This is a genomic window from Rothia sp. SD9660Na (genome assembly GCF_030064065.1).
In the GTDB taxonomy this organism is placed as follows: Bacteria; Actinomycetota; Actinomycetes; order Actinomycetales; family Micrococcaceae; genus Rothia.
The window spans coordinates 2,195,133-2,221,723 of the sequence record NZ_CP125946.1; the positions used below are offsets into that span (position 1 = coordinate 2,195,133).

The 26,591-nt window shown below is 57.8% G+C and carries 21 protein-coding genes and 1 pseudogene; 10 read left to right on the plus strand and 12 right to left on the minus strand.

Annotated elements, in window-relative coordinates:
- The first annotated feature begins 61 nt into the window (after positions 1–61).
- Positions 62–1,612 carry an FGGY-family carbohydrate kinase gene (locus tag QM007_RS10240; RefSeq protein ID WP_283489864.1) on the plus strand — a complete coding sequence of 517 codons (1,551 nt, stop codon included), beginning with the start codon at positions 62–64 and terminating at the stop codon, positions 1,610–1,612.
- On the opposite strand, the gene QM007_RS10245 is transcribed toward QM007_RS10240, so the two are convergent.
- Positions 1,518–2,090, minus strand: a complete 573-nt coding sequence (locus tag QM007_RS10245) for a TetR/AcrR family transcriptional regulator (RefSeq protein ID WP_283489865.1) — start codon at positions 2,088–2,090, stop codon at positions 1,518–1,520. The two genes, QM007_RS10240 and QM007_RS10245, sit on opposite strands and share 95 nt — an antisense overlap.
- 176 nt (positions 2,091–2,266) lie before the next feature.
- Between QM007_RS10245 and QM007_RS10250 the strand changes: the two genes are divergently transcribed.
- On the plus strand, positions 2,267–3,808 hold the full coding sequence (locus QM007_RS10250; protein WP_502949059.1) for an MFS transporter: 1,542 nt from the start codon (positions 2,267–2,269) through the stop codon (positions 3,806–3,808).
- Between the two features lie 363 nt (positions 3,809–4,171).
- On the opposite strand, the gene QM007_RS10255 is transcribed toward QM007_RS10250, so the two are convergent.
- The 4 genes from QM007_RS10255 to QM007_RS10270 all read right to left on the minus strand — a co-directional run bounded on the left by QM007_RS10255 (position 4,172) and on the right by QM007_RS10270 (position 8,189).
- Entirely contained in the window at positions 4,172–5,029 is an 858-nt protein-coding gene (locus QM007_RS10255; protein WP_283489866.1) for a hypothetical protein, read from the minus strand.
- A 144-nt stretch (positions 5,030–5,173) separates the two neighbouring features.
- The gene (locus QM007_RS10260; protein WP_283489867.1) at positions 5,174–5,770 is read right to left on the minus strand and encodes an ATP-binding cassette domain-containing protein; all 597 of its coding nucleotides are present in this window, start codon (positions 5,768–5,770) and stop codon (positions 5,174–5,176) included.
- Positions 5,771–5,799: 29 nt separating this feature from the next.
- Complete coding sequence (locus tag QM007_RS10265; RefSeq protein WP_283489868.1) at positions 5,800–6,333, minus strand: hypothetical protein; 534 nt, start codon at positions 6,331–6,333, stop codon at positions 5,800–5,802.
- 560 nt (positions 6,334–6,893) lie between these two features.
- Complete coding sequence (locus tag QM007_RS10270; RefSeq protein ID WP_283489869.1) at positions 6,894–8,189, minus strand: adenylosuccinate synthase; 1,296 nt, start codon at positions 8,187–8,189, stop codon at positions 6,894–6,896.
- A 421-nt stretch (positions 8,190–8,610) separates the two neighbouring features.
- On the opposite strand from QM007_RS10270, the gene QM007_RS10275 reads away from it, so the two are divergent.
- Together QM007_RS10275 and QM007_RS10280 are read left to right on the plus strand one after the other, a co-directional pair.
- Positions 8,611–9,477, plus strand: coding sequence for an Ltp family lipoprotein (locus QM007_RS10275; RefSeq protein WP_283489870.1), 867 nt, complete (start codon positions 8,611–8,613; stop codon positions 9,475–9,477).
- A 103-nt stretch (positions 9,478–9,580) separates the two neighbouring features.
- On the plus strand, positions 9,581–10,006 hold the full coding sequence (locus tag QM007_RS10280) for an arsenate-mycothiol transferase ArsC (protein WP_283489871.1): 426 nt from the start codon (positions 9,581–9,583) through the stop codon (positions 10,004–10,006).
- Positions 10,007–10,094: 88 nt separating this feature from the next.
- On the opposite strand, the gene QM007_RS10285 is transcribed toward QM007_RS10280, so the two are convergent.
- The gene (locus QM007_RS10285) at positions 10,095–11,081 is read right to left on the minus strand and encodes an aldo/keto reductase (protein WP_502949060.1); all 987 of its coding nucleotides are present in this window, start codon (positions 11,079–11,081) and stop codon (positions 10,095–10,097) included.
- Positions 11,082–11,125: 44 nt separating this feature from the next.
- On the opposite strand from QM007_RS10285, the pseudogene QM007_RS10290 reads away from it, so the two are divergent.
- A pseudogene (locus QM007_RS10290) lies at positions 11,126–11,606 on the plus strand (5-methyltetrahydropteroyltriglutamate--homocysteine S-methyltransferase); the annotation flags it as partial.
- Here the strand turns inward: QM007_RS10290 and QM007_RS10295 are convergent.
- Together QM007_RS10295 and QM007_RS10300 are read right to left on the minus strand one after the other, a co-directional pair.
- Positions 11,560–13,056, minus strand: coding sequence for an MDR family MFS transporter (locus tag QM007_RS10295; protein ID WP_283489873.1), 1,497 nt, complete (start codon positions 13,054–13,056; stop codon positions 11,560–11,562). The pseudogene QM007_RS10290 and the gene QM007_RS10295 overlap by 47 nt on opposite strands.
- A 216-nt stretch (positions 13,057–13,272) precedes the next feature.
- Positions 13,273–14,085 carry a ChaB family protein gene (locus tag QM007_RS10300; RefSeq protein WP_283489874.1) on the minus strand — a complete coding sequence of 271 codons (813 nt, stop codon included), beginning with the start codon at positions 14,083–14,085 and terminating at the stop codon, positions 13,273–13,275.
- A 270-nt stretch (positions 14,086–14,355) separates the two neighbouring features.
- On the opposite strand from QM007_RS10300, the gene QM007_RS10305 reads away from it, so the two are divergent.
- On the plus strand, positions 14,356–16,332 hold the full coding sequence (locus QM007_RS10305; protein ID WP_283489875.1) for a M13 family metallopeptidase: 1,977 nt from the start codon (positions 14,356–14,358) through the stop codon (positions 16,330–16,332).
- Positions 16,333–16,551: 219 nt separating this feature from the next.
- Here the strand turns inward: QM007_RS10305 and QM007_RS10310 are convergent, their stop codons facing one another.
- Both QM007_RS10310 and QM007_RS10315 read right to left on the minus strand, forming a co-directional pair.
- Positions 16,552–17,736 carry a tyramine oxidase subunit B gene (locus QM007_RS10310; protein ID WP_283489876.1) on the minus strand — a complete coding sequence of 395 codons (1,185 nt, stop codon included), beginning with the start codon at positions 17,734–17,736 and terminating at the stop codon, positions 16,552–16,554.
- Between the two features lie 214 nt (positions 17,737–17,950).
- Complete coding sequence (locus QM007_RS10315; RefSeq protein ID WP_283489877.1) at positions 17,951–18,604, minus strand: DUF4870 domain-containing protein; 654 nt, start codon at positions 18,602–18,604, stop codon at positions 17,951–17,953.
- A gap of 98 nt (positions 18,605–18,702) precedes the next feature.
- Between QM007_RS10315 and QM007_RS10320 the strand changes: the two genes are divergently transcribed.
- The gene (locus QM007_RS10320) at positions 18,703–22,581 is read left to right on the plus strand and encodes a S8 family serine peptidase (protein WP_283489878.1); all 3,879 of its coding nucleotides are present in this window, start codon (positions 18,703–18,705) and stop codon (positions 22,579–22,581) included.
- Positions 22,582–22,675: 94 nt separating this feature from the next.
- A complete protein-coding gene (gene nadE, locus QM007_RS10325; protein WP_283489879.1) occupies positions 22,676–23,500 on the plus strand; it encodes an NAD(+) synthase in 825 nt (274 codons plus the stop codon).
- Here nadE and QM007_RS10330 read toward each other — a convergent pair.
- Positions 23,469–24,206 (minus strand): phosphatase PAP2 family protein, encoded by a 738-nt coding sequence (locus QM007_RS10330; RefSeq protein ID WP_283489880.1) that lies wholly within the window; start codon positions 24,204–24,206, stop codon positions 23,469–23,471. The two genes, nadE and QM007_RS10330, sit on opposite strands and share 32 nt — an antisense overlap.
- A 103-nt stretch (positions 24,207–24,309) precedes the next feature.
- Between QM007_RS10330 and QM007_RS10335 the strand changes: the two genes are divergently transcribed.
- Positions 24,310–24,765 (plus strand): carboxymuconolactone decarboxylase family protein, encoded by a 456-nt coding sequence (locus QM007_RS10335; RefSeq protein WP_283489881.1) that lies wholly within the window; start codon positions 24,310–24,312, stop codon positions 24,763–24,765.
- Between the two features lie 68 nt (positions 24,766–24,833).
- Positions 24,834–25,196 (plus strand): GNAT family N-acetyltransferase, encoded by a 363-nt coding sequence (locus tag QM007_RS10340; RefSeq protein ID WP_283489882.1) that lies wholly within the window; start codon positions 24,834–24,836, stop codon positions 25,194–25,196.
- A gap of 89 nt (positions 25,197–25,285) precedes the next feature.
- On the opposite strand, the gene QM007_RS10345 is transcribed toward QM007_RS10340, so the two are convergent.
- A complete protein-coding gene (locus tag QM007_RS10345; RefSeq protein ID WP_283489883.1) occupies positions 25,286–26,590 on the minus strand; it encodes a M18 family aminopeptidase in 1,305 nt (434 codons plus the stop codon).
- Position 26,591 lies beyond the last annotated feature (1 nt).

Consider the following 26,591-nt stretch of genomic DNA (forward strand, 5'->3'; position numbering starts at 1 on the left):
CGTTTTACCTTATCCGACTGGGTTTTTCTGAGCACCAAAGAACTCAACCATAATGGGGAGTATGACACAAAAGGTATTTTTTGGCTTCGATGTAGGAACCTCAAGCACCAAGGCAGTTCTCATAGATGCGAACGGCCAGCTTCTTAACACCACAACAACAGAACACACCGTTACCCGCGGCGAACACGGCCTCGTTGAGATGCCGATGTTCGTATGGTGGCAAGAATTTAAAGACCTGTACCGCGCACTCATAGGTGGTCAAGACTTCGAAGTTATCGGAATCGGGCTCTCAGGCATGGGACCGTGCGTTGGCATAACCAGTCTCGAAGGCATCCCGATAGCTCCATCAGCTCTCTACGGTGTGGACTGGCGGGCAACAGATGAAATCCAGAAACTAACTACCCGCTATGGCAAGGAATACCTACTACACACCTATGATTCGGCGCTGACTTCACAGGCCGGTGGCCCTAAAATAGCGTGGTTCCAGCAACGGTACGCAGCAGATTTTGAGCGCGGCGTCCGGTTTTTTATGCCGCATTCATGGGTGGTATGGCATCTAACCGGGGAGTATACACTTGACCGGCATTCTGCATCTCAGATGACGCCCCTATATAGGCCTGAAACCGGTGAGTGGGATGATTCAATGGTAAGCGAGATAGGTGGAAAGAACCTTGAGATGCCCCGTTTGGGTTGGTCAAACGAGATTGCAGGGGAAACTCGTCCGAACCCCGAAATTCCTGAGCTAAAAGGTGGAATTCCGGTAATTTTTGGGACCATTGATGCCTGGGCAGAGCAAGAGTCTGTAGGGGCAACCGAAAATCACCACCTCTTTCTCATGTACGGGACGACCTTATTTCTCATCGCAAACACAGATCGCCGCGTCCGACATCTTTCGATGTGGGGAACAGCCGGAACACGTAAAGGAACCCATCACCTTGCCGGTGGTCTTGCTACCTCGGGAGCGTTAACGAGTTGGTTCCGGGACCTGACGGGGGCGACCGGTTTTGCTCAGCTGATTGCTGAGGCTGAAGGTACACCCGCAGGCGCCCATGGTCTGCTTGCTTTACCGTATTTCGCAGGCGAGCGAACCCCTATTCAAGATGCAGACGCTCGCGGAGCACTTATCGGGCTCACGCTGGATCATACACGCGGGCATATTTATCGGGCTCTGCTTGAATCTACCGCTTTTGCTGTCCGCCATAATATTGAGACGATGGAAGCTGCCGGCGCCAATATTCAGGGTATTACCTGTGCTGGTGGAGGAGTTAAATCTGACTTCTGGCCACAAATTATTTCTGACGTGACCGGCCGCGAACAGCTGATACGAAAGTACACCATCGGTGCTTCTTTGGGCGACGCTTTTATGGTTGCTCAAACGCTAGGAGTAGCGTCTGACATTAATGAATGGAACCCCATTAATCATGTGATTTACCCGCGAGAAATGCCAATTTATAACCAGCTCTACCTGGATTACCGCCAGCTTTACGTCTCCACGAAAGATATTCAGCATAGGCTATCTAGGCTCCAGGGCCAGATGGAGCCCTCCCCCCAGAACCCAGTGTCCCCTTCAGCTGCTCCACGACCTCGAGCAGGGCGTCCATATCGCCGCTGAGAGCAAGGTTGGGGCGGGACTCACTACTGGCTACCGCCGCGTTGTAGTAGAGCCCGTCCCCCATCAGCAAGATAGCGCGGGCCGCCGCGTCCGAGGGAACCTCGGCCCGAATCGTCTCAAACCAGCGCCCCTGAATCCTGTCGTAGACCTCGGCAACCTTCTCGGCGGCGTCCTGGCGCAGGCGCGAAGCGGCCACAAAAACCCGGTCAAAGGGGGTGTCCTGGTAGACCGAGGTGCGCACATAGTAGGCGCAGGCCCCGGCGGGGTCATCTGCCATGGCCTTAAAGTCCTGCTCAGCGAGCGCCCAGGCCCGCCCCAAAAGCCCGTCAATCAGGGCTGTCTTATCGGGGAAGTGGTAGAGCAGCCCTCCCTTGGATACCCCAGCTCGGGCGGCAATGGCGTTCAAGGACGCTGCACGCTCCCCCTCCTCAATCAGTAGGGCTTCGTAGGCGTCGAGGATTTTTTCGCGAGAACTCATGTGCCCCACCCTACCGCCTCCCCACTTGAAAACAAAACCGTCCAGACGGTACAGTAACTAATGTGCTCCCCAACGAGCACCCCGCTACCGATGAGCGACCAAGCATACCCCGGCGTCCTGCCCGGTTCCGTACCCGCACCAATCCCAGGTAGCCCACACCGCACGAAAGAGCAGACATGCACCCCGCAACCGGCCAGATGAGAGCCGTCACCACTGAAGAATCCTCAATCGCTCCCTATTCCCGTCGCTGGGCAGCCCTGGCCGTCCTCATGCTGCCGGTGCTGCTGGTCTCGGTCGATAACACCGTGCTCTCTTTCGCCCTGCCCGAGATTTCAGCCCAGCTCTCCCCCAGCGGCACCCAGCTACTCTGGATTAACGATATCTACCCCCTGATTCTCTCGGGCCTACTCATTCCCGCAGGTAGCATGGGTGACCGCTTTGGCCGCCGTACCATGCTCATGATTGGTGGCCTAGGCTTTACCGTCATCTCAGCTGCCGCCGCCTTCGCCCCCACCGCCGCCTGGCTCATTGCCGCCCGCGCCGGTATGGGCATCTTCGGGGCCATGCTCATGCCCGCGACCCTCTCCATCATCCGCAACATGTTCACCGACGCCACCGAACGTCGCACCGCTATCGCCATCTGGGCCTCAGGCTTCGCAGGCGGCGCGGCCCTGGGCCCGGTCGTCGGCGGGTTCCTGCTGGAGCACTTCTACTGGGGCTCGGTCTTCCTCATGGCCGTGCCTGTCCTGCTGCCCATGCTCCTGCTGGGCTTCTGGCTGATTCCTAACTCCAAGGACCCGGCCCCCGGCGCCATCGACTTCGTCAGCATCGCCCTAATCATGGCGACCATGACCCCCTTCGTCTACGCCATCAAGCACTTTGCCCACGACGGCTTCAACCTGCTCACCGTCGCTCTGCTGCTGGTAGCGACCATCTGCGGTCTTGTCTTCACCCGCCGCCAGCTGGCCCGCACCAATCCCATGCTGGACGTCCGCCTCTTCACCAACAAGCAGTTCACCGGCGCGGTACTGACCAACCTCATGGCAATCTTCTCCCTGGTTGGCTTCCTCTACTTCGTCTCCCAGCACCTGCAGTTGGTCAGCGGCCATTCCCCCTTCAGTGCTGCCCTCCTGTTGCTACCCGGTCTGGTACTGACCGTTATTGCGGGCCTGGTGGTTGTCTATATCGTTAAAGTCCTCAAGCCCTGGATTGTGATTTCAGGTGCCCTCCTCATGAACGCGGCAGCTTTCGGCCTGGTCTTCTTCACTGCCAACTCAGGCTCTGATACCGGTATTCTGGTGGCCTTTGCCCTGCTGGGTGTGGGCATTGGTTTTGCTGAAACCCTGACCAACGACATCATCTTGGCCGCTGTCCCCCCGCACAAGGCGGGTGCGGCGTCCGCTATCTCGGAGACCGCCTACGAGACCGGCTCGGTCATGGGAACCGCGATTCTGGGGTCAATCCTGAACGCGGCCTACGTTGCCCACCTGGTGGTACCCGAGGGGGTTAGTGCTGCGGACGCGGACGCTGCCCGCGAGACCTTGGGCGGGGCAGCTGAGGTGGCTGAGAACATCGGCGGAGAAACCGGCGCCGCCCTGCTGGCCTCAGCCCAGCACGCCTTCGACTCGGGCGTGGTCTATACCTCAGCTATCGGTGTGGTGCTCATGCTTCTCTGCGCTGTGATGGTGGTGCGAACCCTGCGCGGGGTGAAGATGTAGAAAGGGACGGACACAGCGTAACCCGCCCGTCACCCATGTAGAGCAGCTGGGGGCTGAAGCCTTTACCTACATGCCCCCCACCAGGTACAAAACCAGCGCAATAACCCGCTCCACCACCGACCCCAACAGGTTGATTAATCACCCTGTTATTCTTCTTGACCTGACGGCTCAGCTTCTGACCAGGCTTACGCCTGCTCGGGGTCGCTGCTGGTGTAGCAACGGTTCTTCCAGTGTGGCTTGAGAATATTTCTGGCGATTTATCCTCATGTTTACTGCCTGGCGGGACCGTTATCTCTTGGTGGGTGTGGGGTGTGTTCCTACTTTTGAATAAGTCTCTCTTTATGAATAAAACCCTACAATCCCTCAAAACCCCCTTAATAGTAATCTCATAAAATGCTCATTACGCACCCTACTCACTCGAATGCCATAGGTCATTAAATGAGAAATAATTAACGATAATAAAAGAAGAAATAAAGCAATACCACTATTCAACTGAGGATCATATATTAGATACGGATTGAAGCCGCTACCGAAATGAAACACATCTCGACCAGCTGCTGACACTACGTTTCGAGGATCATAGGTGCCCATCAAAGGAAGGAGATAGTAGGTAGCAACAGCGAAAGAAACAACAAGGCTATTCCCCCTAAAGATTTCTGAAAAAAGTGTTCCAAGAGATGTGTAAAACGTAAGGATTACCACCGAGAGAGCAGCCTGATAAAATACATTACTCAGATTATATGTTTCACCTAGATTATCATAAATAATTTCATTGTAGGTGGCAGAAGTAAAGCTTTTACCCGCTATAGAAAATATTATAAACATAGAAAAAGGTGAAATGCCCATATAGAAGGCCACGCACAAGATAGCGGTACATAAAATATCTACAATCTTTGATGTAAATACCTCTAAACCTGAAGTTACTCTAGTCTTTACAGCTAATCGAGAATTCCTGTATTCCCTACCGTTAGCAATGAACCCAAAAGCAAAGGATAGAACGGGTAGGAAGATAAATGATATGTAGCCCAACCCTCCACTAGTGGCATTTGCTGGCCTGGTCGACATGTAGGATTGAATTAGTTCGGAAGCTCGATACTTCAATTCATTATCTGTAGTAACGGAATCCCCTGTTATAGTTTCATGAGAATGAGAATTCAAAGCATGGATAATATCTTCGGGCCCCGCTTGAATTTCATCTATAGACAAATTCCATAGGAGCACTGATGAATTCCAGGAGGATACAGCGTGAATCGAGTATATAAATGACAAGAGGGGGATAAAGCATACTGCCCAGATAAAAAAACGAGAATAGATTAGCCACCTAAAATTACTTTTAGATTGCTGTAGAATTGCACCCCACATGAGCTAATGCACCGCCCCGAAAAATGTATTCTTTGCGGTATAATCTTTTACTAAAAACAAGGTATTCTCAATAGTTTGAATTTTATTTTTTACAGCGACTATCGCTATACGAGGGCTTTTAGCATTTACCCAGCTATGAAGCACATTTATCACCTTCTGAAGGTTCTCATCATCAAAGCAGCTGTCCAGTTCGTCTAAGACAAGTAAGCCACCACCAGCTTCAAGCAAAATAGTAATGGAAATTATTTTATTCTCTGCTTCTGATAGCTGAAATGTTTTTCGTTTTAACCAGTCAGCTGGGATTAATTGACAGGCATAAGGAAGCGAAGAAACACCCTTAGAATTAACCCCGATAAAATACTTTAAATTATCTTCAACTGTCCATTTGGGGTATAAGAAACTATAGCTCAAGGCTCCTGAAGCCAGTCGTGAAGCGGGATACCCCGCATAGGTAACACTAGCCGAATGCCCCTCTTGGCCATAAAGAATTTGATATAATAAAGAAGTCTTTCCACTACCATTTCCCCCTACAATCTGCCATACACACCCTCCATTTAGCGAGGTAGAGACATTTAATATATAGCCATTATTTTTAGTCACTTTAAGGTTATCAAAACGGACTGCAGAACCTAATTGTTCCAATTTCCCGAGTGCCCTCCATTCCCATATACATTTGTAGTAATAACTGAAGTGGTGTGGTAAACATTTGCATTACCCCAAGGGGTTGGCACTCCCGCTCCTACGGTGTAGCGACCATTCCATGTATGATTCCATGATGACGTATAAACCCTTGAGGTTCCTTTCTCTGTAATTGTATTAGGGAATATAGCACCTGACTGTTGATACCCATTGCTCCATGTAACCCTATTATTTGACCACCGAAACTCCACAGTTTCTCTTGCCCATAAAAGATAGCTGCCCCGATAAAAAGATACTCTAGTATATTGACCAGAAGCGGGTGATGATACTTTCTCTGAAGGCATGCTGTAAAATGTCTGCCGATTTTCTTCCCAGGCGCGAATTGCAGCAGATTCTGAAGCGCTTCTTTGTGCCTCTTGATTATTTAAGTCAGCTAATTCGGTGCTGGCATGTAAAGGCGAAAAAGTAGATAGAAGTAGTAAACCTATCGAAAAAACAGGGATTAATTTATTTACATTTTTCATAGCATTCTCTCCAGATAATATATGTTTAACTTACCCTTCTTTATAGGAAATAGGTATGTTAGAAATATAATGAAACCACTAGCTTGAATCCAGGCTATAGGGGTTTAAATAACGTATCAGAGTGAAAATAATTTTAAATATTTACACAAATAAATTTATTTTAGCGGTAAGTACATAAGATTATGGTAAACAATCGAAGCTAAGATAGCCTGTTTTCCCATAGTTAACTTTCATATAAAACTCCTTGAGTACTTGGCCAGCCCCCTACGGGCTGAAACTTGGGGATCAAGGGTAAAGCCCTCATAACGATTCTAGCGAGACCGTATTGAAGGGTGCAAGACTTTTTTGGGACTTTTTACGGCATAAATTTTGATGTGGCACCCAAGCTGCACTGGGCCTTTGGCTGCCCGGCCTCGCTGCTGCTGATAATGGCGGTGCCATTCAGGCTGTTGCTGGTCTTCAAAAAGAAGGAATGACTGTAAGGGCGGCGGGGTGCAAGGACGCCGAGCGGGCAGTTCCCTGCCCCAGCCCGGAGTCCTTGCGAGTAGGCGTCCGCGCCCCTACTTTTCGTCCTCAATCAGGTCGCGCACGACGATGGTCTGCTCACGGCCAGGGCCAACGCCGATCGCCGAGATACGGCAGCCGGAAATCTCTTCCAGCTTCTCCAGGTACTTACGGGCGTTCTCGGGCAGCTCATCGAGGGTCTTAGCCTCGGTGATGTCTTCGGTCCAGCCATCGAAGTACTCGTAGATGGGCTTGGCGTGGTGGAAGTCTGACTGGGTCATGGGCATCTCATCAAAGCGAACGCCGTCCACGTCGTAGGCGACGCAGACAGGGATTTTCTCCAGGCCGGTGAGCACATCGAGCTTGGTGATGAAAAGGTCGGTGAAGCCGTTAATACGCACAGCCTGGCGGGCCAGAACCGCGTCGTACCAGCCGCAGCGGCGGGGGCGGCCGGTGTTCACGCCGAACTCACCACCGGTGGTACGCAGGAATTCGCCCATGTCATCAAAGAGTTCGGTGGGGAAGGGGCCGGCGCCCACGCGGGTGGTGTAGGCCTTCTGAATACCGATGACGCGGGAGATGCGGGTGGGGCCAACACCGGACCCAACTGAGGCGCCACCTGCGGTGGGGTTGGATGAGGTGACGAAGGGGTAGGTGCCGTGGTCAACGTCAAGGAAGGTAGCCTGGCCGCCTTCCATGAGCAGGGTCTTGCCTTCATCCAGGGCCTTGTTCAGCAGCTGGGTTGACTCAACAATCATGGGGGCCAGGCGGTCAGCGAAGCTCATGAAGTAGTCAACGATTTCTTCGACCTCAACGTGGCGGCGGTTGTAGACCTTGACCAGCAGTTCGTTCTTCTGGCGCAGGGCACCTTCAACTTTCTGGCGCAGGATGGATTCATCGAGGATGTCCTGCACGCGAATGCCTAGGCGGCCAACCTTGTCCATGTAGGTGGGGCCGATACCGCGGCCGGTGGTGCCGATGGCGCGCTTACCCAGGAAGCGTTCGGTGACCTTATCCATGGTCTGGTGGTAGGGCGCTACCAGGTGGGCATTGGCTGAGATCTTAAGTTTGGAGGTGTCTGCCCCGCGGGCTTCAAGGCCGTCGATTTCTTCGAAGAGAGCCTCGGGGTTGACTACCACGCCGTTGCCGATAACGGGTACAGCGTTTTCTGAGAGGATGCCTGCGGGGAGGAGCTTGAGCTCGAACTTCTGGCCGTTGACGACGACGGTGTGGCCGGCGTTGTTGCCGCCGTTGGGCTTGACGACGTAGTCGACGCGGCCGCCGAGTAGGTCGGTTGCTTTGCCCTTACCTTCGTCGCCCCACTGGGCGCCTACAATCACAATTGCTGGCATAAGTCTTACTCCTGAATAGGGTGGTCACCTGCCGGGTTTCACGGCGGTGGGGTGGGGCTGCGCGGCCTGTGCAGACGGCGCGGACGCAGGGCACACCATTCTTAAGGATAGCAAGGGTGGTTTGTGTTTGGGTGGGGTATTCCAGGTTTTGCGCTGCTAGCGGTAGAGGGGGGCGGACGCAGGTGGCAGGTTTCCGGGAATCACCGAGAAATAATCCGACATGTGACCAGCAGGCACCGGGGTTATCTTTAAGCTGGGAAGTATGAGCGAAAACCCATACACACCTAACACACAGTCTTCTCAGCCCGATCAACCCGGGGTGCCAGCGTCGTCTGCCGGGGCTTATGCCGCACCGGGCCGGTACCCCTATCAGGACCCCTACGCCGCACCTCAGCAACCTAACGGAAAAAAGCCTAAGAATGTGGTTGGCCTGGTGGCCCTGGGCCTGGGCGTTCTCGGCTTTATCTTGGGCTGCATTCCCGGCATCATGTTCCTTGGCTGGCTGTTTCTGTTTGCAGCTTTTGTGACCGGCATTGTTGGACTTTTCCAGAAGAACAAGGAAAAAGTCACCTCGATTATCGCCATTGTGCTTTCGGTTATCGGGTCAGTGATTTCAGGTATCGTCCTGTTTTTCTTTGCCCTCAATACTATTGCTAACGACCCCGAGCTCCAGCAGAGCCTGCAGGAGCTTGAGTCAGCGGTAGCTAGCCCGACGGCAACCGCATCTGCTCCGGTAAGTTCTGCTGCTCCGGCCGTCACTACCCCTGCCCCTGCTACTTCTAACGCACCGTCTGCCGAAGCCTCCCAGCAGACCACCTCTGCTGCCGGGGATATCCCCCGCGATTACACGAGCGCTCTTGCCGAAGCCCATGACTATCTAGAGTTCAGCAGTTTCTCCTACACTGGCCTCTACGATCAGCTCACCAGCGAGTACGGCGGCCAGTATTCACCTGAAGCAGCCCAGTACGCTATGGATAACCTGAGCGATGTTGACTGGAACGCTGAAGCTCTTGAAGCCGGTGAAGACTACATCGAATTTTCTGATTTCTCTTACGCAGGTCTCTACGATCAGCTGACCAGCGAGTACGGTAGCCAGTTCACCCCCGAACAGGCACAGTACGCGGTTGACAATGTCAATGCAGACTGGAACCAGGAAGCTCTCGATGCCGCTCGTAGCTACCTAGAAATCTCTGAGATGAGCGACGCCCGCCTCTTCGATCAGCTGACCAGCGAGTACGGTAGCCAGTTCACCCCTGAACAGGCCCAGTACGCCATCGACAATCTCTAAAACTAGAAAAATATCAAAGCCCGCCCTGCACCCCTTCTCTGAGATGGGGTCGGGGCGGGCTTTAGTGTATGTAGAAGTTCTTGATGAACCCTATGATGGAGCTATGACTTCTACCCCCCACGTTCTTTTTATCTGCCAGTCCAATAAGGGCAAGTCTCAGATGGCTGAGGCCCTGATGAACCTTCACGCGCAAGGACGCGTGCGGGCGGCCTCCGCAGGCACCAAGGCTGCGGTGGGCAGCGCGGTCAACGCTGAATCTGCCGCTTCGCTCGCTGAGATTGGTGCAGATATGAGCCAGGGTAGGCCCAAGTTTGCGAGCGCCGACGACCTGGCTGCTGCCGACCGGATCGTCATTCTGGGTGGGGCGGCCCAGCTTGAGACGACGGATGAGGAGGTGCTGGCTAAGACCGAACGCTGGAATACCGTTGAGCCCTCCCATGATGGAATTGAGGGGGCTGAGCGTATGAACCTGATTCGGGACGACATCGACGCCCGTGTCCGCGCCCTGCTGGCTGAGCTTACTGCCTAGTTCGGCATACAACGGCGCCCCATCTTTCTTTCCACGCACCGGAGTGCTGCGGGGAAAGAGGGAAGGGGCGTCGTTTGCTGTATGGGGGTTAGAAAAGCGCCACCTTCGGCGGTGCCGGGAAAATCTCGTCGAGCAGGGCGAGCTCGTCCGCGTCGAACCGGCGGACGATAGCCGCCGCGTTAGCGCGCACCTGCTCTTCGGTGGTGGCCCCGGCGATTACAGAGGCAACCGGCTCCTGCTGAGCCAGCCACGAGAAGGCGACCTGTACCTCGGTCAGGCCGCGCTCAGCGGCAAAGGCTGAGAAGGCTTCGAGCTGGTCCCAGTTAGCGCCGTCCAAGATGTCGGGTTTGATGCGGGTCAGACGACCGTCCGCCGGGGCAAAAGAGCGCGAATACTTGCCCGTTAGTAGCCCGTTAGCCAGGGGGAAGTAGGGCAGCACGCCCAGTCCGAACTCGCGGGCGGCGGGCAGCACCTCAAGCTCAGCGCGGCGGTCAAGCAGGTTGTAGTGGTTTTCAGCCGCAATATAGCGGTGCCCCAGGGCCCGGCCCAGGTGCTCAGCGTGGGCAATCTGCCAGCCGGTGTGGTTGGACGACCCGATGTAGCGCACCTTGCCCTGTTCAATCAGGGTACCCAGAGCTGAGAGGGTTTCTTCGATGGGGGTGGCGGGGTCGGGGGTGTGGTGGAAGTAGAGGTCGATGTAGTCGGTACCTAGGCGGCTCAAGGAGGCCTCAACTGCCCGCATAATATACCGGCGGGAGCCTCGTACCCCGTGGTCGGTGCCGTTGGCCCCGCCCATATCCATGCCGAACTTGGAGACAATCACGATTTCATCGCGGTCGGTTCCGGTCTCGCGCAGGGCTCGCCCAAACATGGCTTCAGAAACACCCGGTTCAGCCCCGTAGATATCGGCGACATCGAAAAGGATAATGCCGGCTTCAACGGCGGCGGTGAGGACGGCGTTGGTCCCGCTTTGCGTTTCGGTGGCGGTTTTGGCGCGGCCCAGGTTATTGCACCCCAGGCCTACATTTGAAACGGTGAGGCCGCTTTTTCCCAGTTGACGGTATTCAATGCTCATACCCATCATATTACTGTGATGTGTTTCAACACACCCGGCACAGACCCGCCCTACGTGAGCTGCTGCCCCTGCGCGCCGAGGGTCAGACTGCCTACCTGGACTGATCGGTCGGGGGTCTCCCGCCCGGCGACCTCGCAGGTTGCTGACTCCACCCAGATCCACACCCACCTGTGCTACTCGGAGTTCAACGAGATTTTTGGGGCAATTGATGCCCTGAATGCCGATGGCACCTCGATTGAGGCAGCCCGCTCCCGCCTGGAACTGCTGGCCGATGTGCCCGAAAGCTCCGACCGCGGCATCGGCCCCGATGTCTGGGACATTCACTCCCCGCATGTGCCCCAGGTCGACGAGGTCAAGAAGCTGCTGGCTACTGCCCTGGAGCATATCCCCGCCCGTCAGCTCTGGGTTAACCCTGACTGTGGCCTGAAGACCCGCGCCTACAAGGAGACCAAGGCTTCTATCGAGTCTCTGGTTGCCGCTATCGAGGCTGCTTGCCGGCAGGCAGAAGCAGGGCGACTACGATAGAGCCCAGCGACATGAAGGCTGCCACCAGGAAGGCAAGGTGCACACCGGCCATGTAGGCCTCTACGCCGATGCCACCGTGGGCGGCTGAACCGATGCCCAGCAGAGCCACGAAGAGGGCGGTCGCGGCGGCACCCGAGACCTGCTGGAAGGTGGTCATGGCCGAGGAACCAAAAGCATGCAGTTCATGCCCCAGAGAGCCCAGACCCAGCGACATCAAGGGGGTGTTAATGAGCGGCAAGGCGAAGGTCATGAGCATGTAGGTGCCCACCAGGTACCAGACCGGGGTGGTGGCGCTGAAGGTGCTCATCAGCCAGATTGAGGCGCTAAAGAGAACTGCGCCGGGAATCACCAGGGTGCGGGCACCGAAGCGGTCCGACAGGCGACCCACGATAGGGCTCAATACTGCCATGAGCACACCACCGGGCAACAATATCAGACCGGTCTGCAGGGCGCTCAAACCCAGCACGTTTGCGGCGTAGAGGGGAATCATAATCGCGGTTCCCAGCATGACGCCCATACCCAGGGAGGTCATAATGACGGTCAGGGTGAAGGGGCGGGCGCGGAAGATGCGCAGATCCATGAAAGGGCCTCGGTCTTGCAGCTGAATCTGACGGCGGGCGAACACTGCCAGCAGGGCAGCTGAGATAGCCACAATAACCCAGGGGTTAACAGGTAGGTGGGTGCCACCGTGGGAGGAATCGCCGCCCATGGATGAAAGCCCCAGTACTAGGCCGCCAAAGCCCAGAGTGGAGAGAATAATTGAGAGCACATCGAGTTCCTGTGAATTACCCTCGGGCTTCTCGGCAGGTGCCAGACGCAGGCCAATCACCAGGGCGATGATGCCGATGGGCAGAATCAGCCAGAAGAGCCAGCGCCAGCCAGCGGCGTTTAGAATGATACCCGAGACGGTCGGGCCCGCGGCGGGAGCGGCCGAGATAACCATGCCGATGATGCCCATAGCCTGACCGATTTTGCTGGGGGCGACCAGGCGCATCATGGTGGTCATGAGCAGCGGAATTATTACACCGGTACCGCCGGCCTGGAGCACGCGTCCGCCCAGCAGCAGGGCGATACCCGGAGCAGTGGCCGCTACCAGAGTGCCCAGTGAGAAGAGGGCCATAGCGCCCACGAAGACCGTGCGGATGGAGTAGCGGGAGATGATGAAGCCAGAAGCCGGGGTTACGACGGCCATGGTCAGCATGAAGCCGGTGGAGGTCCACTGGGCGGTTGAGGCGCTGATGTTCAGGTCTGCCATGATGTCGGGCAGAGCCACGCCCAGCAGGGTTTCATTCAGAATCAGCACGAAAGCCGCAATCACCATAATGGCCAGGAGCAGGAACTCCTGGCGCTCTAGTTTATGGGCAGCGGGCATTGATGCGGTATGCGCGGCCGGTTCGGTGACCGCGTGCGCTCCGGCTTCGGGGTGAGAGTGTGTTTGCGCAGAAGACATAGGCGTTAAGCCTACTCTTTGCCGCGCGCTCGCGTAATAGCTAGTTGCTCACAGACCCAGGTCACATCAGGTATCGGTGGGCGGGTATACAGGTGCGAGTAGGGACCAGATTCCTCCCAAATTCCTCAATCTGTACACGGACTTCGCAGAGCAATCTGGTCCTAAGTAAAAGGGACCAGAGTATTCTGGTCCCTTCTAGTAGGTTCTGGAGGTTTTCTACTGGGCAGCGCGCACCGCAATCAGCAGATCACCCTTGTTCATGGACGAGCGGCCCGGCACCTCAAGCTGCTTCGCCAGCTCGTAGAGCTCGGCGCGGGTGAGCTCCGCCAGGGGGCGCACCTCTGCAACCAGGAAGGTCTGGGTGTCGTCCTGCAGGTCGGGGGCGGACGCCGCATCCTCCTGCACAGGGGCTTCGGCTAGGGGTTCGGTGGTCAGGTCCTCATCGAAGTCAGCGAGGTCGGCACTGGCGAAGGTTTCCTCGTAGAGCTCTTCGGCTTCTTCGGGCTTGTCGGCCTCTTCGGGGGCCAGGCCCTCATCTTCTCCAATCTCGGTGACGGCATCGGGAGCATCCAGCTCGGGGGCTTCTTCCTCGCCCTCGAATGCTTCAAGATCGCCAGGCTCCAGGCTCTCAGTATCAAGAATCTCTTCGTAGCCGACAGTTTCTTCCCCGGCCTCGGTTACATCAGCCAGAATCAGCTCAGCTTCGCGCTGGGCCGCGCTCTTCTTGTTGTTCTTAGCTTTCTTCTTTGCGTCCTTTTTGCCAGACTTTTTCTGTTCTACCTTCTTCGAGTCCTTCTTGTCAGACTTCTTCTGGTCGGCCTTCTTCTCTGCCTTTACCTTCTCGGCAATTTTTTCGTACTTCTTGCCCACCAGCTCGTATTTCTTCTCAAGTTTCTTCTGGGCCTTCTTGCGGGCCTTCTTTTCATCGCCATACTTGTCCAGGGCCTTGGCATAGGCCTTCACATAGCGCTTTTGTGCCTTGTCGCTGGAACGCTTGAGTTCCTTGCTGAGTTCTGGTTTCTTGCCCATGGTTCACCTTCTACTTATCAGTGTTCTTACTGTCTAAGCGTAGTCCCGGTCACGCGCCGCCCCAAGTGCGGCACGGTTTGGTTACGCCCCTCCTGCCGACTTTGTACCGCGCTCTGCCCACTTTTTGGGTCAAAAGTGGGCAGAGCGCGGTACAAAGTAGCGGGGCGATAATACGGAGTAGCGGAAGGGGGCAGAACAGCCCCTCACGCTCTGAGCCGAACCCGCGCAGGGCACCTGACGGGTGGCGTCCGCGCCCCTAAACTAGGTGATATGACTAACTCAGGTATCGACACTAGCTTCCTTGATCCCGCCACCAACCCCGCTGACGACTTCTTCCGCCACGTCAACGGCACCTGGTACGATTCCCACAAGATCCCCGCCGACCGCTCCCGCGACGGCGGCATGTACTTCCTGCGTGACGCCGCCGAGGAACACGTGCGCGAAATCGTCGAGAAGTTCGCCGCCGAGCAGCCGTCGTCACGCATTGGTGCCCTCTACTCCTCCTTCATGAACACCGAGAAAATTGAGGCGGACGCCGCCGCCCCGCTGCACGCCGAGGCGCAGCCGGTGCTGGACGCGGCTACCCCCGATGACTTTGTGCAGGTTATGGCAGAGCTTGACCGCCAGGGCCACGGTGGCCCCTTTGGCTGGTACACCAGCATCGACGCGAAGAACCCCGAAAAGTACGTGCTCTACCTGGTGCAGACCGGCCTGGGTCTGCCCGATGAGTCCTACTACCGCGACGAGAAGTACGCCGAACTGCGCGAGGCCTACGTCGCCCACATTGAGCGCATGTTTGAGCTGACCGGCCTGGCCGAGAACTTCGGTCTTGAACCGGCGGACGCCGCCCGCGCTGTCTTTGCCCACGAGACCGAAATTGCCTCCCACCACTGGGATAACGTGCGCACCCGCGACGCCGATGCCCGCTATAACCCGGTCGATGCCGCCAAGCTGGACGAGAAGTTCCCCGGCTTCCCCTTCACCACCTGGCTGGCAGGCATGGGCATTTCTATCGAGAAGGCCGGCACCGTTGTGGTCAACCAGCCCTCCTATTTTGAGGCAGCCGCCCAGATGTGGGCCACCGCTCCCCTCTTCATCTGGAAGCTCTGGTACATCTGGCACATGGCCCACTCCCGCGCCCCCTACCTCAACCAAGCCATCGTTGAAGAGAACTTTGACTTCTACGGCCGCACCCTCTCAGGCTCCGAAGAGCTGCGTGACCGCTGGAAGCGCGGCGTCGGCCTGGTCGAAAACTCCCTGGGCGAAGAACTGGGTAAGGAGTACGTGGCGATTCACTTCCCGCCCACCCACAAGGCCAAGATGATGGAACTGGTAGACGACCTGCTCGAAGCCTACCGCCGCTCCATCACCGACCTAGACTGGATGACCAACGAGACCCGCACCCGCGCCCTCGAGAAGCTCAGCAAGTTCGTCACCAAGATCGGCTACCCCGACAAGTGGCGCGACTACTCCGCCCTCGAACTCACCGATGACCTCTTCGAGAACCTGCGCCGCTCGGGCGTCTTTGAGCACGAGTTCCAGGTCGCCCGCATCAACGAGCCCGTTGACAAGACCGAGTGGCTCATGACCCCGCAGACCGTCAACGCCTACTACATGCCCCCGGCCAACGAAATCGTCTTCCCCGCCGCAATTCTGCAGGCCCCCTACTTCGACGTGGACGCGGACGCCGCCGTCAACTACGGTGCCATCGGCGGCGTCATTGGCCACGAGATCGGCCACGGTTTTGACGACCAGGGCTCCAAGTACGACGGTACCGGTGCGCTTAATAACTGGTGGACGGACGCCGACCGCGAAGAATTCACCGCCCGCACCAAGGCACTAGTGGAGCAGTACAACGGCTACACCCCCACCGGTCTAGACCCCGAAAAGTTCACCGTCAACGGCGAGCTGACACTGGGCGAAAACATCGGCGACCTGGGCGGCCTTTCCATCGCGCTCAAGGCCTACCAGATTTACCTGGAACGCCAGGGCCTCACCCTTGAGACCGCCCCCGTCATCGACGGCCTGACCGCCACCCAGCGCGTCTTTATCTCCTGGGCCCAGGGCTGGCGCATGAAGACCCGCCCGCAGACCGCCGAAATGTTCCTGGCAATCGACCCGCACTCCCCCGAGGAGTTCCGCGTCAACGGCGTGGTTCGCAACATCGACGAGTTCTACACCGCCTTTGCTGTGCAGCCCGAGAACGCCCTCTACCTGGCGCCGGAGGAGCGCGTGCGTATCTGGTAGAAATCTAGGGCGCGGAGGCGGACCTGCTGTGAGCCTGCTGGCTCGGGGCTGGCGTGAATCGTAGCGAGCCCCCCAGGGCGAGCTACGAGAGGGTCGGCAGGCGAAAGCAGGTCCGCTCGCGCCCCTACCAGTCGTCTTCCGGGGAAGGCCCCTGCGCCCCCGCTTAACTAAAAGGACGCCGGTGAACTACTCACCGGCATCCTTTTGCGTACCCGAGGGCTAGGACATCGCGGGGACGTCCCAGAGGTTCAGCACGGTGCCGATACCCTTGCGGACGGCGTTGCGGTAGACCACGGTACCCCAGGCGACGTCCTCAATAGGCATGCCGCCGACGGAGTAGACGGTGATTTTTTCCTCATTGTCCTCGGGGGCGGGGTGGTTGAGGGCTTCACCCATGTCGCGCAGTTCTTCAGGGGCCATAAGGCCGTTGTGGATGCGGTCGTTGAACTTGCAGCCGATGATGGAGACGTAGTTGTGGGACTTGCCGGGTTCGGTTTCTTCTGCCCAGGCGTCGTACATACCGGCGTTGTCAACGAGTTTACGCACGTCGTCGGCGAACATACCCTCGTCCAGGTTGCAGGCGGCGGGCATGGCGAAGAAGGCGCCGGGCTTGACCCATTCGCGGCGGACGGTGGGGTAGGTTTCGGGGTCGCCCACGTGGATTGAGGTGCAGAAAGTGACGATGTCTGAGTCGCGCACGACCTCTTCGAGTTCTTCAACGGCGATGACGTTCATGCCGGGGTAGGTTTCTTCGGCCCAGCTGATGAAGGTATCGATGCCCTTCTGGGAGCGGCCGAGTACCTTAATGGTGTCGACGGTGGGGCGGGCTTCAATGAGGGCTGCGACGGTTGCTTTGGCGATGACGCCGGGGCCCAGCAGGCCGAGCACCTTGGCGTTCTTGGGGGCGAAGCGGCGGGCGCCGACGCCAGCGGCGCAGCCGGTGCGGTAGGCCGAGAGCAGGTTGGCGCTCATGTAGGCCAGGGGGGCGCCGGAGGTTGCGTCGTTGAGGGTGAGCATGAGAATGGAGCGGGGCAAGCCAATCTCACGGTTGTCGATGTTGGAGGCGTAGGTTTTGACGCCCATGGTGCGGAAGGAGCCGCCCAGGTAGGCGGGCATGGCGACGTAGCGGCGGTCGGGGCCGTCGGCGGGCATGCCCTCGTGGGCGGGGTTGACGGGGAACTGTACCTTAGCGCCGTGGGATTCGCCGTTGTGGCCTGCCATGCGGTAGTCACCGCGGGCGTGCAGGGCCAGGGCTTCTTCCATGGCGTCGGTGCAGGCGGCGACGTCTTCTACGCCTGCCGCAATCATGTCGGCTTCTGAGAGGTAGCGGAAGTCGATGCGGGGGAGGACGGGGTTGAGTTCGGGGTCAACGGCTGCGTTGAGGTAGGCGTCATGTGAAGTCAAGCGGGGGATCTCCAACTGTGAGTGTTAAAAGTTCAGACGAATCAACATAACACTTTTAAACGCCGCTGATAAATGAGTTTTTGGGCATACCCAACAGCTGGGGGGCACTATTTTGCGTGCTTCCGCTATAGAATCGCTTCATCTGCCAAACAGGTTGGGCAAGAATTCATTTGCTGTTGAGCAAAAAATCAAACCCTTCTCTGACTGGCCTTAGCTATTTGAGCACCTTCAGAACCATAGGATAAGTGAACACTTCGCCGTTATTGGCTTTGACCGCAGCAAGAATGTGCGCAATAAGCAGGGCCACCCAAACCCCGATGAAGATGATCCAGGTAAATAGACCCGCTATTCCAAAAGTCACGAGAGTAAGTACCCAGGCGGCAATGTTGACCAGCCAGAGGGTGAAGCTGAAATTGAAAGCCCCTGCGGCAGCCACGCGCACAAACCCGTATCCCGGCTTGTCCTTATAGATAGCCCAGAAAATCAAGGGGCCGATAAAGCTGGCAAAAGATGCGGTCAGCACCAGGCCCAGCAGACCCGAGAGATGGGCAAATATAGCCATGCTTTTAGCATCAGCAGGAATGACGTTGCCGTAAGCATCGTAGGTAGGGGCGCCAAAACCAGGCTGCTGCTGAGAGGGCTGGCCTTGCTGCGGGTGCGAAGGGCCATTCTGACCCTGCTGATTGTAGTTACCGTAGGGGTTCGGGTTCTGCTCAGTCATGGTGGAGTGCCTTTGCTTCTTGTGTGGTGTGGTAACTAGCTTATCCGAACGCGCCCTTTTGGGACGGTAAGCACCTTCCATCTCTAGGGATTTAACCTTGAGAAATACAGGGGTTACCCCCTTACCCATCCAATTAATTTCGTACATATTTTGAGAAACTCTTGACAGAGACCCACCTCACAACGATTAGATAGGAGTGACACTCACCATCCGTGGGAGTTAATACACACACCCTAAGGAAACCCATGAAGAAGAATCCTATGCGACGGAAAGCCGTACAAGGCAGTGCAGCTGCCCTGCTTGGTCTCGCGCTTTCCTTGCCCATGGTCGCTCCACCGGCCCAGGCATACGATGTAGACCTCAACCCTTCAACTCAGGCCAACGATGCCACCAGCAAGATTGGGGGCTCCCTGGCAGAGGCTGAAGGCACAGTTGAGGTCTTCGTTCAGTTCCGAGGAAATGGCGCTTACGAAAGCACCCAGCCCCGCAGTGTCCTTTCTGGCGAAAGCGACCCTGTTCAGGCCCAGGCCCAGGTTGAAGCTATCGCCCAGCGTGTAGAATCCCAGACCCAGCAGGTCGCTACCCAGGCTAATGCAGAGGTCATCTACACCACCCACAACGTCCTGCGAGGAACCGCTCTGCGCGGTGACGCCGAAGAGCTCCGTGCGCTGGCCCAGCGTAGCGACGTTGTTCGCATCTCCCGCATCGTCCCCAAGGAACGCACCAACGGCGGTACCGCTATCACCACCGAGGCCCTCAACACCTGGGTACAAACCGGTAAGACCGGTAAGGACGTCACCATCGCCGTCATCGACTCCGGTGTGGACTACACCCACGCAGCGTTTGGTGGCCCCGGCACCGTCGAAGCCTACAATGAAGCTAAGGCCTCAACCGATATGCCCGCTGCAGACAGCGGCCTCTACGACCCCGAAAAGTTCGTCGGCGGCTACGACCTAGCCGGTGACGACTACCTCGGCTCTAACGCACCGAAGCCCGATAACAACCCCCTTGACTGCACCGCCAACGGCCACGGCACCCACGTGGCAGGTAGCGCTGCGGGCTTTGCCGTCAATGCAGATGGCAGCACCTTCCGCGGTGACTACACCAAGCTCACCCAGGACGATGTTCTGGGCATGAAGATTGGCCCGGGTGCAGCCCCCGAAGCTAAGGTCGTCGGCCTACGTGTCTTCGGCTGTGACGGTAGCACCAACCTCACCGGTCAAGCCCTCGACCGCGCCCTCGACCCCAACGGCGATGGCGACTTCTCCGACAAGGCAGACATTGTCAATCTCTCCCTGGGTGCTGACTTCGGCGCGGTAGATGACCCCGAAAACTACATCATTGACTCCCTCTACCGCCAGGGTGTCCTCTCGGTTATTGCAGCCGGTAACGCCAACAGCTACCAGGGCCAGGGCGACGCCTACTCAATCCTGGGCACTCCCGGTAACACCATCTCAGCTCTGACCGTAGCTAACTCCATCGGAACCTACGCCTACGCTGACAAGGCCGAGATTCTCTCCCCTGCCAATATCGCTGGCCCCGTCCAGGGCGACTACAGCATCAACTTCAACTACGCTGCAGCATCTGAAGACCAGCTCACCGGTGAAGTTGTCATGGCCCCCGAAAACAACCGCTACGGTTGTGAAGCTTTCCCCGCGGGAACCGACTTCAACGGCAAGTGGGTCTGGATTGACTGGGCCGAAGACCTCGAAGGTAACTTCCCCTGTGGCTCCACCGTCCGCTTCAACAACATTGAGAAGGCCGGCGGCGCAGGCGTCGTCCTCGCGTCCAAGGTGCTGAAAGAAACCTCAGGTATCGCCGGCAACTCAACTATCCCCGGCGTCCGCCTGACCGTAGCAGATGCTGAGAAGGCTCTGCCTGCCGCCCAGGCCGGTACCCTGCGTATCAAGCTGGATTCTGACTGGATCGGCAAGACCGTTTTTGAGACCGGTGCACTTGACACCCTCAACTCATCGAGTGCCCGCGGCCAGTTTAGCGCAAACGGCTTTACTAAGCCCGACGTCGCTGCCCCCGGTACCTCCATCAGCTCCGCTGGTGTTGGTTTGGGCTCTGATCCGCTCATCATGACCGGCACCTCAATGTCGTCTCCCCACGTTGCAGGTATTGCAGCCCTCGTGCTGGAGGCCCACCAGAACTATGGCCCCGCCGAAATCAAGGCTGCTATCATGAACACCGCCACCCACGATCTCGTCACTGATGAGGGCAACATCTACTCGGTTGAGCGAGTAGGCTCGGGTCGTGTCGATGCCCTAGCTGCGGTCAACACCGACGTTCTGGTCTACAACTCTGACCGCCCCGAGCAGGTCTCAACCAGCTTCGGTGCACCCGAAGTACCTGTCGGTGAGTCCGTGACCATCTCCCGCAACGTCACCGTTGAGAACTACTCCGACCGTGAGCGTACCTTCAAGGTAGCTCTGGCCGATAGCTCCACCGTTACCGGTGCAACCATCAACGCTCCGAGCACCGTAACCGTTCCGGCGGGAGGCCAGGCCGAAATCACCCTGACCGCAACCCTTGATGGTTCTCAGCTTGCTAAGGACCGTGATCCTGCAGCTCTTGAAACCCATAAGGAAGTTGCCCGCCAATACCTGGCTACCGCTTCCTCACGTCTTCTCCTGACCGAGGGCGACACTCAGCTGCGTATCCCCGTTCAGGTAGCTCCCAAGCCCGTTGCCGATATGAAGGTAGCTAACTCGGCTATCGAGTTCGGCCCCGGCTCAAACGCCACCGAAGTTACTCTCTCCGGTACTGAACTCAACCAGGGTGGCTACCGTTCCGCTATCGGCGCCTTCCAGTTGGGTGTTGAAAGCCCCCGCATCCCCACCAGCTCTCTGGGTAGCGTCTCATCTCAGGTAGCCGACCTCATGTATGCAGGTGCCAACTCAACTGCTCCCGTCCTGGAAGCTCAGGGGGAAGACCCCACCACCGGTTACCTCAACATCGGTATCGCGTCTTGGGCCAACTGGGCAACCATCAACCGCACCTGGTTCTACGAAGTGGACCTCGATGTTAACGGTGACGGCCGTGCTGACTTCTTCGCTATGACAACCCGGATTCCGGGTATCGACCTTCCCGTCGTCAACCTTTACAAGCAGGTCAATGGTGACTGGACGGTTATCGACTCACAGCCCGTCAACGGCACTTTCGGTGACGTAGATACTAACTTGATGGGGTCCAATACTCTGGTCATGCCCCTTAGCCTAGAAGCTCTGAACCTGACCTCTGATCAGGCTCAGGCTCTGCGTTACAAGATCTACTCAGGCACCTGGTACCACAATGGCAATATCGAAGGTACCGACTGGGTCAAGTACAACCCCTACGCACCCGCTCTCTACTTCAGCAGCGAGCAGACCGTGGGAACCTCCCTCTTCGTTGACTCACCGGATAATACTCTGATTGCCCACCGTGCAGCAGATACCACTGAGACTCGTGCGCTCTTCCTGCACATGCATAACGCCACCGGTGACTTGGCAGGCATCAAGGCTGGTGCTCGCGGCGATAAGGCTCAGGTTGTAAACGTCAGTGGTCTAAAGACCCCTGTCACTAACAACCCGCGCTTCACCGATGTATCCACCGACCACGTCTTCTACAACGAAATCGCGTGGCTGGCTAACCGCGGTATCACCACCGGCTGGTCAGATGGAACCTTCCGCCCCTACGAGCCCGTCAAGCGCGACCAGATGGCAGCCTTCTTCTACCGCATGGCTGGCTCACCTCAGTACACTCCGCCCGCTGTCTCCCCCTTCTCAGACGTACCAACCGATTACGTCTTCTACAAGGAGATTGCTTGGATGGCTGAGCAGGGTATCACCACCGGCTGGCCCGATGGCACCTTCCGCCCCTACGATCCGGTCAACCGCGATCAGATGGCAGCCTTCTTCTACCGCATGGCTGGCTCACCTGAATACACCGTTCCTGCAAACAGCCCCTTCAAGGATCTTTCAGCAAGCGAGCACGTCTTCTACAAGGAGATTGCTTGGATGGCTGAGCAGGGCATCACCACCGGCTGGCCCGATGGCACCTTCCGCCCCTACGATCCGGTCAACCGCGACCAGATGGCAGCTTTCATCTACCGCTTTGACCAGAAGGTCCTTAACAAGTAATCCGCTTGTGTAAGGAAGGTTAGAAGCGCCCCGACCTCTATTACAGAGGTCGGGGCGTCTTTCTGTCTGTAGGAGCTAGCAGTAGCATAGAGTCATGCGCGATTTACAGGCTCACATCATTGAAGAACTGGGCGTGAAGCCCTCCATCGACCCGGCTGAGGAGGTGCGCAAACGCGTCCAGTTCCTGGTGGACTACCTCAAAGCCACCGGCACCCGCGGCTTTGTTCTGGGCATTTCGGGTGGGCTGGATTCCACCCTGGCCGGACGCCTGTGCCAGCTAGCCGTGGAGCAGCTAGAGCTTGAGGGCGTCGAGGCTGAGTTTATTGCCGTCCGCCTGCCCTACAAGGTGCAGGCCGATGAGGATGACGCCCAGGCAGCCCTGCGCTTCATCATGCCCCAGCAGACCGTCACCTACAACATCGCAGAGGCCGTCGATGGCTTCGAATCAGCTTTTGCAACCGCCACCGGCCGCCCTATCGCTGACTTCAACAAGGGCAACGTGAAGGCCCGTGCCCGTATGATCGCCCAGTATGCCCTGGCAGGTGAGAAGAACCTGCTGGTGGTCGGCACTGATCACGGCGCTGAGGCTGTCACCGGCTTCTTTACTAAGTTCGGTGACGGCGGGGCGGACGTTATGCCTCTCTTTGGCTTGAATAAGCGCCAAAACCGGGCCCTGCTCAAGGTGCTGGGCGCTGATACCTGCCTGTGGGAGAAGGTACCCACCGCCGATCTGCTCGACGGCAAGCCCGGTCGTACCGATGAGGACGAGCTGGGGGTTACCTACGACCAGATTGATGACTATCTAGAGGGTAAGGACATTGACCCGGTGGCAGCTGAGAACATCGAGGGCAGGTTCCTGCGGTCGCGCCATAAGCGCACCACCCCGGTCACGATTTTTGATTCTTGGTATAAGCAGTAATCAGAACTAGATGGACCAGGCAGGCGATTGCCAGGCCCAGCGCTAAGCCGCCGACCACGTCGGTAACCCAGTGCACCCCCACATAGATACGGGAAAACCCGATGGTCACCGCGAGCGCGCCGAGCCCTACTCCCAGGGCGCGGCGTCCTTGCTGGGTCAGGGCCGGGTAAGCAGTGAGAAAAAGCGCAGCGCAGAAGGCAGCGGTGCTGGTGGAATGACCCGAGGGGAAGGAAAAAGTTAACTCCTCCACCAGGCGGTGTGTAAGGGAGGGGCGAGGTCGGTCAATCAGATTTTTGAGGACTGTGACGACCAAGGGGGTCAGGACCATGGTGGCACCCAGGCCGATGAGGGGCCAGGCAGAGCCGTAGCGCCAGATGAAAACCCCCAGGGCCACCAGCACATAGATTGTCATGGGCAGGGTATTGAAGGCCTGGGTGAGCACCGAGAAAAAGGTATCGAGCGCGGTAGTGCGCCAGGTCAGCGACGCCTGCCAGATGGCATCGTCGATAGGGTTCGTGAGGGCCTGTGCATTGACCAGCCACATCGACACAAACACCAGTAGACCCGCTAGGCTAGTGCGGGCTAGGTAGGGGCCTAGTCCCGCCAGCGCGCTGAGGGCAGGAAGGCGGGCGGGGGCGTCCTTGTGCTCAGCGGACGGACGGACGCGCACCCCACCTGGGCGGGGCGATTCGGGGGTGTGGTTCACGGTTACCTCTCTTGACGGGAGCACCCTCTAGGATACCGGCTCGCCCCGGGCCCTCCCGCCTAGCTACCTGCCTGCTAGAGAGCCAGGCGTGTAAGCTGGTTCTATGTCTGATACACCTAAAGAGTTTTATCTCGATAAATCCGACCCGGCGGCCTGGTCAGCTTTTGGCGTCCTGAGCAAGCAGGCGGGCGAGTCAGCCCGCGCAGCGGGCCTTGATGACCAGCTCATCGAACTGGTCTGCCTGCGCATCTCGCAGATCAATGGATGCGCCTACTGCCTGAAGGTGCATACCAAGCGAGCCATCAAGGCGGGGCTGAGTGAGAACCGTCGGGCCCTAGTGAGCGTCTGGGAGGAAAGCAGCGAATACAGTCTCACTGAAAAGGCGGCGCTCTTCCTGGCTGAAACCGTCACGAAGCTCCCCTGCCCCGAAGACAGGGATTTTGCCCGCACCTACGCCCGGGGTGTGCTCACCGACGAGCAGTACAGCGCCGTGCAGTGGCTAGCAATCTCTATGAACGCAGCTAACCGTATTTCGATTATGTCGCAGCACCCGGCCTAGCCACCTGCCCGGGAATACCTGAACGGGAACACGGTTGAAGTAGGTAGACCCAACGAAAGGACTCCCCCATGAACGCAACCCTTGAGAACCCACTTGTCGCTGAACGCGACGAGAGCGGCCGCGGCGCCTACGAGATTTTTGCCGATAGCTCCGGCAGCCCGGCTGGCTTCACCCAGTTCTTCACCTACACCGAAGGCGGGGTCAAGCAGCGTATCTTCCCCCACACGGTAGTGAAGGAAGAATTCGGCGGGCACGGGCTGGCTTCTAAGCTCGTCAAAAGCGCCCTCGACCAGGCCATTGAGGCCGGGTACGAACCGGTCATTGTCTGCCCCTATATCAAGGGCTGGGTGGAGAAGCACCCCGACTATGCCGAGAAGACCCGCAAGCCCGAACCTGCCCACCTGCGCTTTTTAGCGAAGGCAGGTAAGTAAAGGTAAAGGCCGATGGCCTTGTGCGCGTCGGCTGGCTCTGGGCTGGCGTTCAGGGTGCCGACGCGCACAAGACTATCGGGCTGTGCCTTCTAGATTCTGTAGAACCCCTCAATCGCGCGGGTAAGGTGAGCCATGTCGGCTACGGTGGTGAGTTCGCGGGCCGAGTGCATGGAGAGCAAGCCGACGCCAACGTCCACGGTCCGCATGCCTAAGCGGGTGGCGGTGATGGGGCCGATGGTGGACCCACAAGGAACATTGTTGTTAGAGACGAACTCCTGGTAGGGCACTTCTGCCAGGGTGCAGGCCTGGGCAAAGATACCGGCACCGATGGCGTCGGTGGCGTAGCGCTGGTTGGCGTTAATTTTGAGCAGGGGCCCACCACCAGGAGTAGGGCGGACGGTCGGGTCGTGGTGCCCGGCGTAGTTGGGGTGGACTAGGTGCCCGGCATCGGATGAGAGGCAGACCGACTCAGAGATAGAGCGGCGGTAGGCTTCAGCGGAATCGCCACGGGCCTCAGAGAGCCGCACCAGGATGTCCTCCAGGAAGGGACCTGCTGCCCCGGAGCGGGATTCTGAGCCGATCTCTTCGTGATCAAAAGCGGCGAGCACGGCGGTCTGGGCGGACTCTGCCCCCGACTCAGCGTAACGGATCAGGGCGGTGAGGCCGGCATGGACGGAGCTGAGATTATCCAGCCGCCCCGAGGCAAAGAGTTCATCGTTCTCACCAAAGACGCGGGGTTCAGCAGAGTCTGCGAACATGAGGTCGTAACCCACGATGCTTTCGGGGTCAACGGGACCACCCTCGGCTCGTTCTGCCAGGTAGGCCAGCACATCACCGGTGGAGTCACCAAAGCCCCACACGGGGTAGAGGTTGCCCTGCTTATCGAGTTTGAGGCCCTCGTTGGCGGCGCGATCCAGGTGGATGGCGAGCTGGGGGACGCGGGCAATCGGCCCGGTGGCAACCAGGCGGGTTTCGAGCGCTTCGTCCACCAGCACAGTCAGGCGACCAGCCAGGCGTAGTTCGCGGTCCAGCCAAGAGTTGAGCAGAGGGCCACCGTAGACTTCGACCCCCACCTGGTTCCAGGTCAGGGTGCGCACCGAGGACTTGGGCTTGACCTTAAAGCCGGGGGAATCAGTGTGGGCCCCCAGCACCCGGTAGCTCTCATGCTGAGCACTACCGGCCCAGGCGATGATGGCACCATCGCGCACCACGAAGTGCTTGCCGGTCGCAGCTGTACTACCCCAGGCGTCCTGCTCACTCAGCTCAGTGAAGCCGGCGGCGGTCAGGCGCCGGGCAACCTCAGCCGCCGCGTGGAAGGAGGTGGGGGAGGCGGTCACAAAGGCAGCTAAATCATCAATATTGGCTCGGGCATCGAAAGTCTGTGAAAGAGTCATA

Excerpts from the sequence above, each read along its gene's own strand:
- QM007_RS10240 (WP_283489864.1), top strand. The coding sequence starts at position 62 with ATGACACAAAAGGTATTTTTTGGCTTCGATGTAGGAACCTCAAGCACC.
- QM007_RS10245 (WP_283489865.1), bottom strand. The coding sequence starts at position 2,090 with ATGAGTTCTCGCGAAAAAATCCTCGACGCCTACGAAGCCCTACTGATT.
- QM007_RS10250 (WP_502949059.1), top strand. The coding sequence starts at position 2,267 with ATGCACCCCGCAACCGGCCAGATGAGAGCCGTCACCACTGAAGAATCC.
- QM007_RS10265 (WP_283489868.1), bottom strand. The coding sequence starts at position 6,333 with ATGAAAAATGTAAATAAATTAATCCCTGTTTTTTCGATAGGTTTACTA.
- QM007_RS10270 (WP_283489869.1), bottom strand. The coding sequence starts at position 8,189 with ATGCCAGCAATTGTGATTGTAGGCGCCCAGTGGGGCGACGAAGGTAAG.
- QM007_RS10280 (WP_283489871.1), top strand. The coding sequence starts at position 9,581 with ATGACTTCTACCCCCCACGTTCTTTTTATCTGCCAGTCCAATAAGGGC.
- QM007_RS10285 (WP_502949060.1), bottom strand. The coding sequence starts at position 11,081 with ATGAGCATTGAATACCGTCAACTGGGAAAAAGCGGCCTCACCGTTTCA.
- QM007_RS10295 (WP_283489873.1), bottom strand. The coding sequence starts at position 13,056 with ATGTCTTCTGCGCAAACACACTCTCACCCCGAAGCCGGAGCGCACGCG.
- QM007_RS10300 (WP_283489874.1), bottom strand. The coding sequence starts at position 14,085 with ATGGGCAAGAAACCAGAACTCAGCAAGGAACTCAAGCGTTCCAGCGAC.
- QM007_RS10305 (WP_283489875.1), top strand. The coding sequence starts at position 14,356 with ATGACTAACTCAGGTATCGACACTAGCTTCCTTGATCCCGCCACCAAC.
- QM007_RS10315 (WP_283489877.1), bottom strand. The coding sequence starts at position 18,604 with ATGTACGAAATTAATTGGATGGGTAAGGGGGTAACCCCTGTATTTCTC.
- QM007_RS10320 (WP_283489878.1), top strand. The coding sequence starts at position 18,703 with ATGAAGAAGAATCCTATGCGACGGAAAGCCGTACAAGGCAGTGCAGCT.
- nadE (WP_283489879.1), top strand. The coding sequence starts at position 22,676 with ATGCGCGATTTACAGGCTCACATCATTGAAGAACTGGGCGTGAAGCCC.
- QM007_RS10335 (WP_283489881.1), top strand. The coding sequence starts at position 24,310 with ATGTCTGATACACCTAAAGAGTTTTATCTCGATAAATCCGACCCGGCG.
- QM007_RS10340 (WP_283489882.1), top strand. The coding sequence starts at position 24,834 with ATGAACGCAACCCTTGAGAACCCACTTGTCGCTGAACGCGACGAGAGC.
- QM007_RS10345 (WP_283489883.1), bottom strand. The coding sequence starts at position 26,590 with ATGACTCTTTCACAGACTTTCGATGCCCGAGCCAATATTGATGATTTA.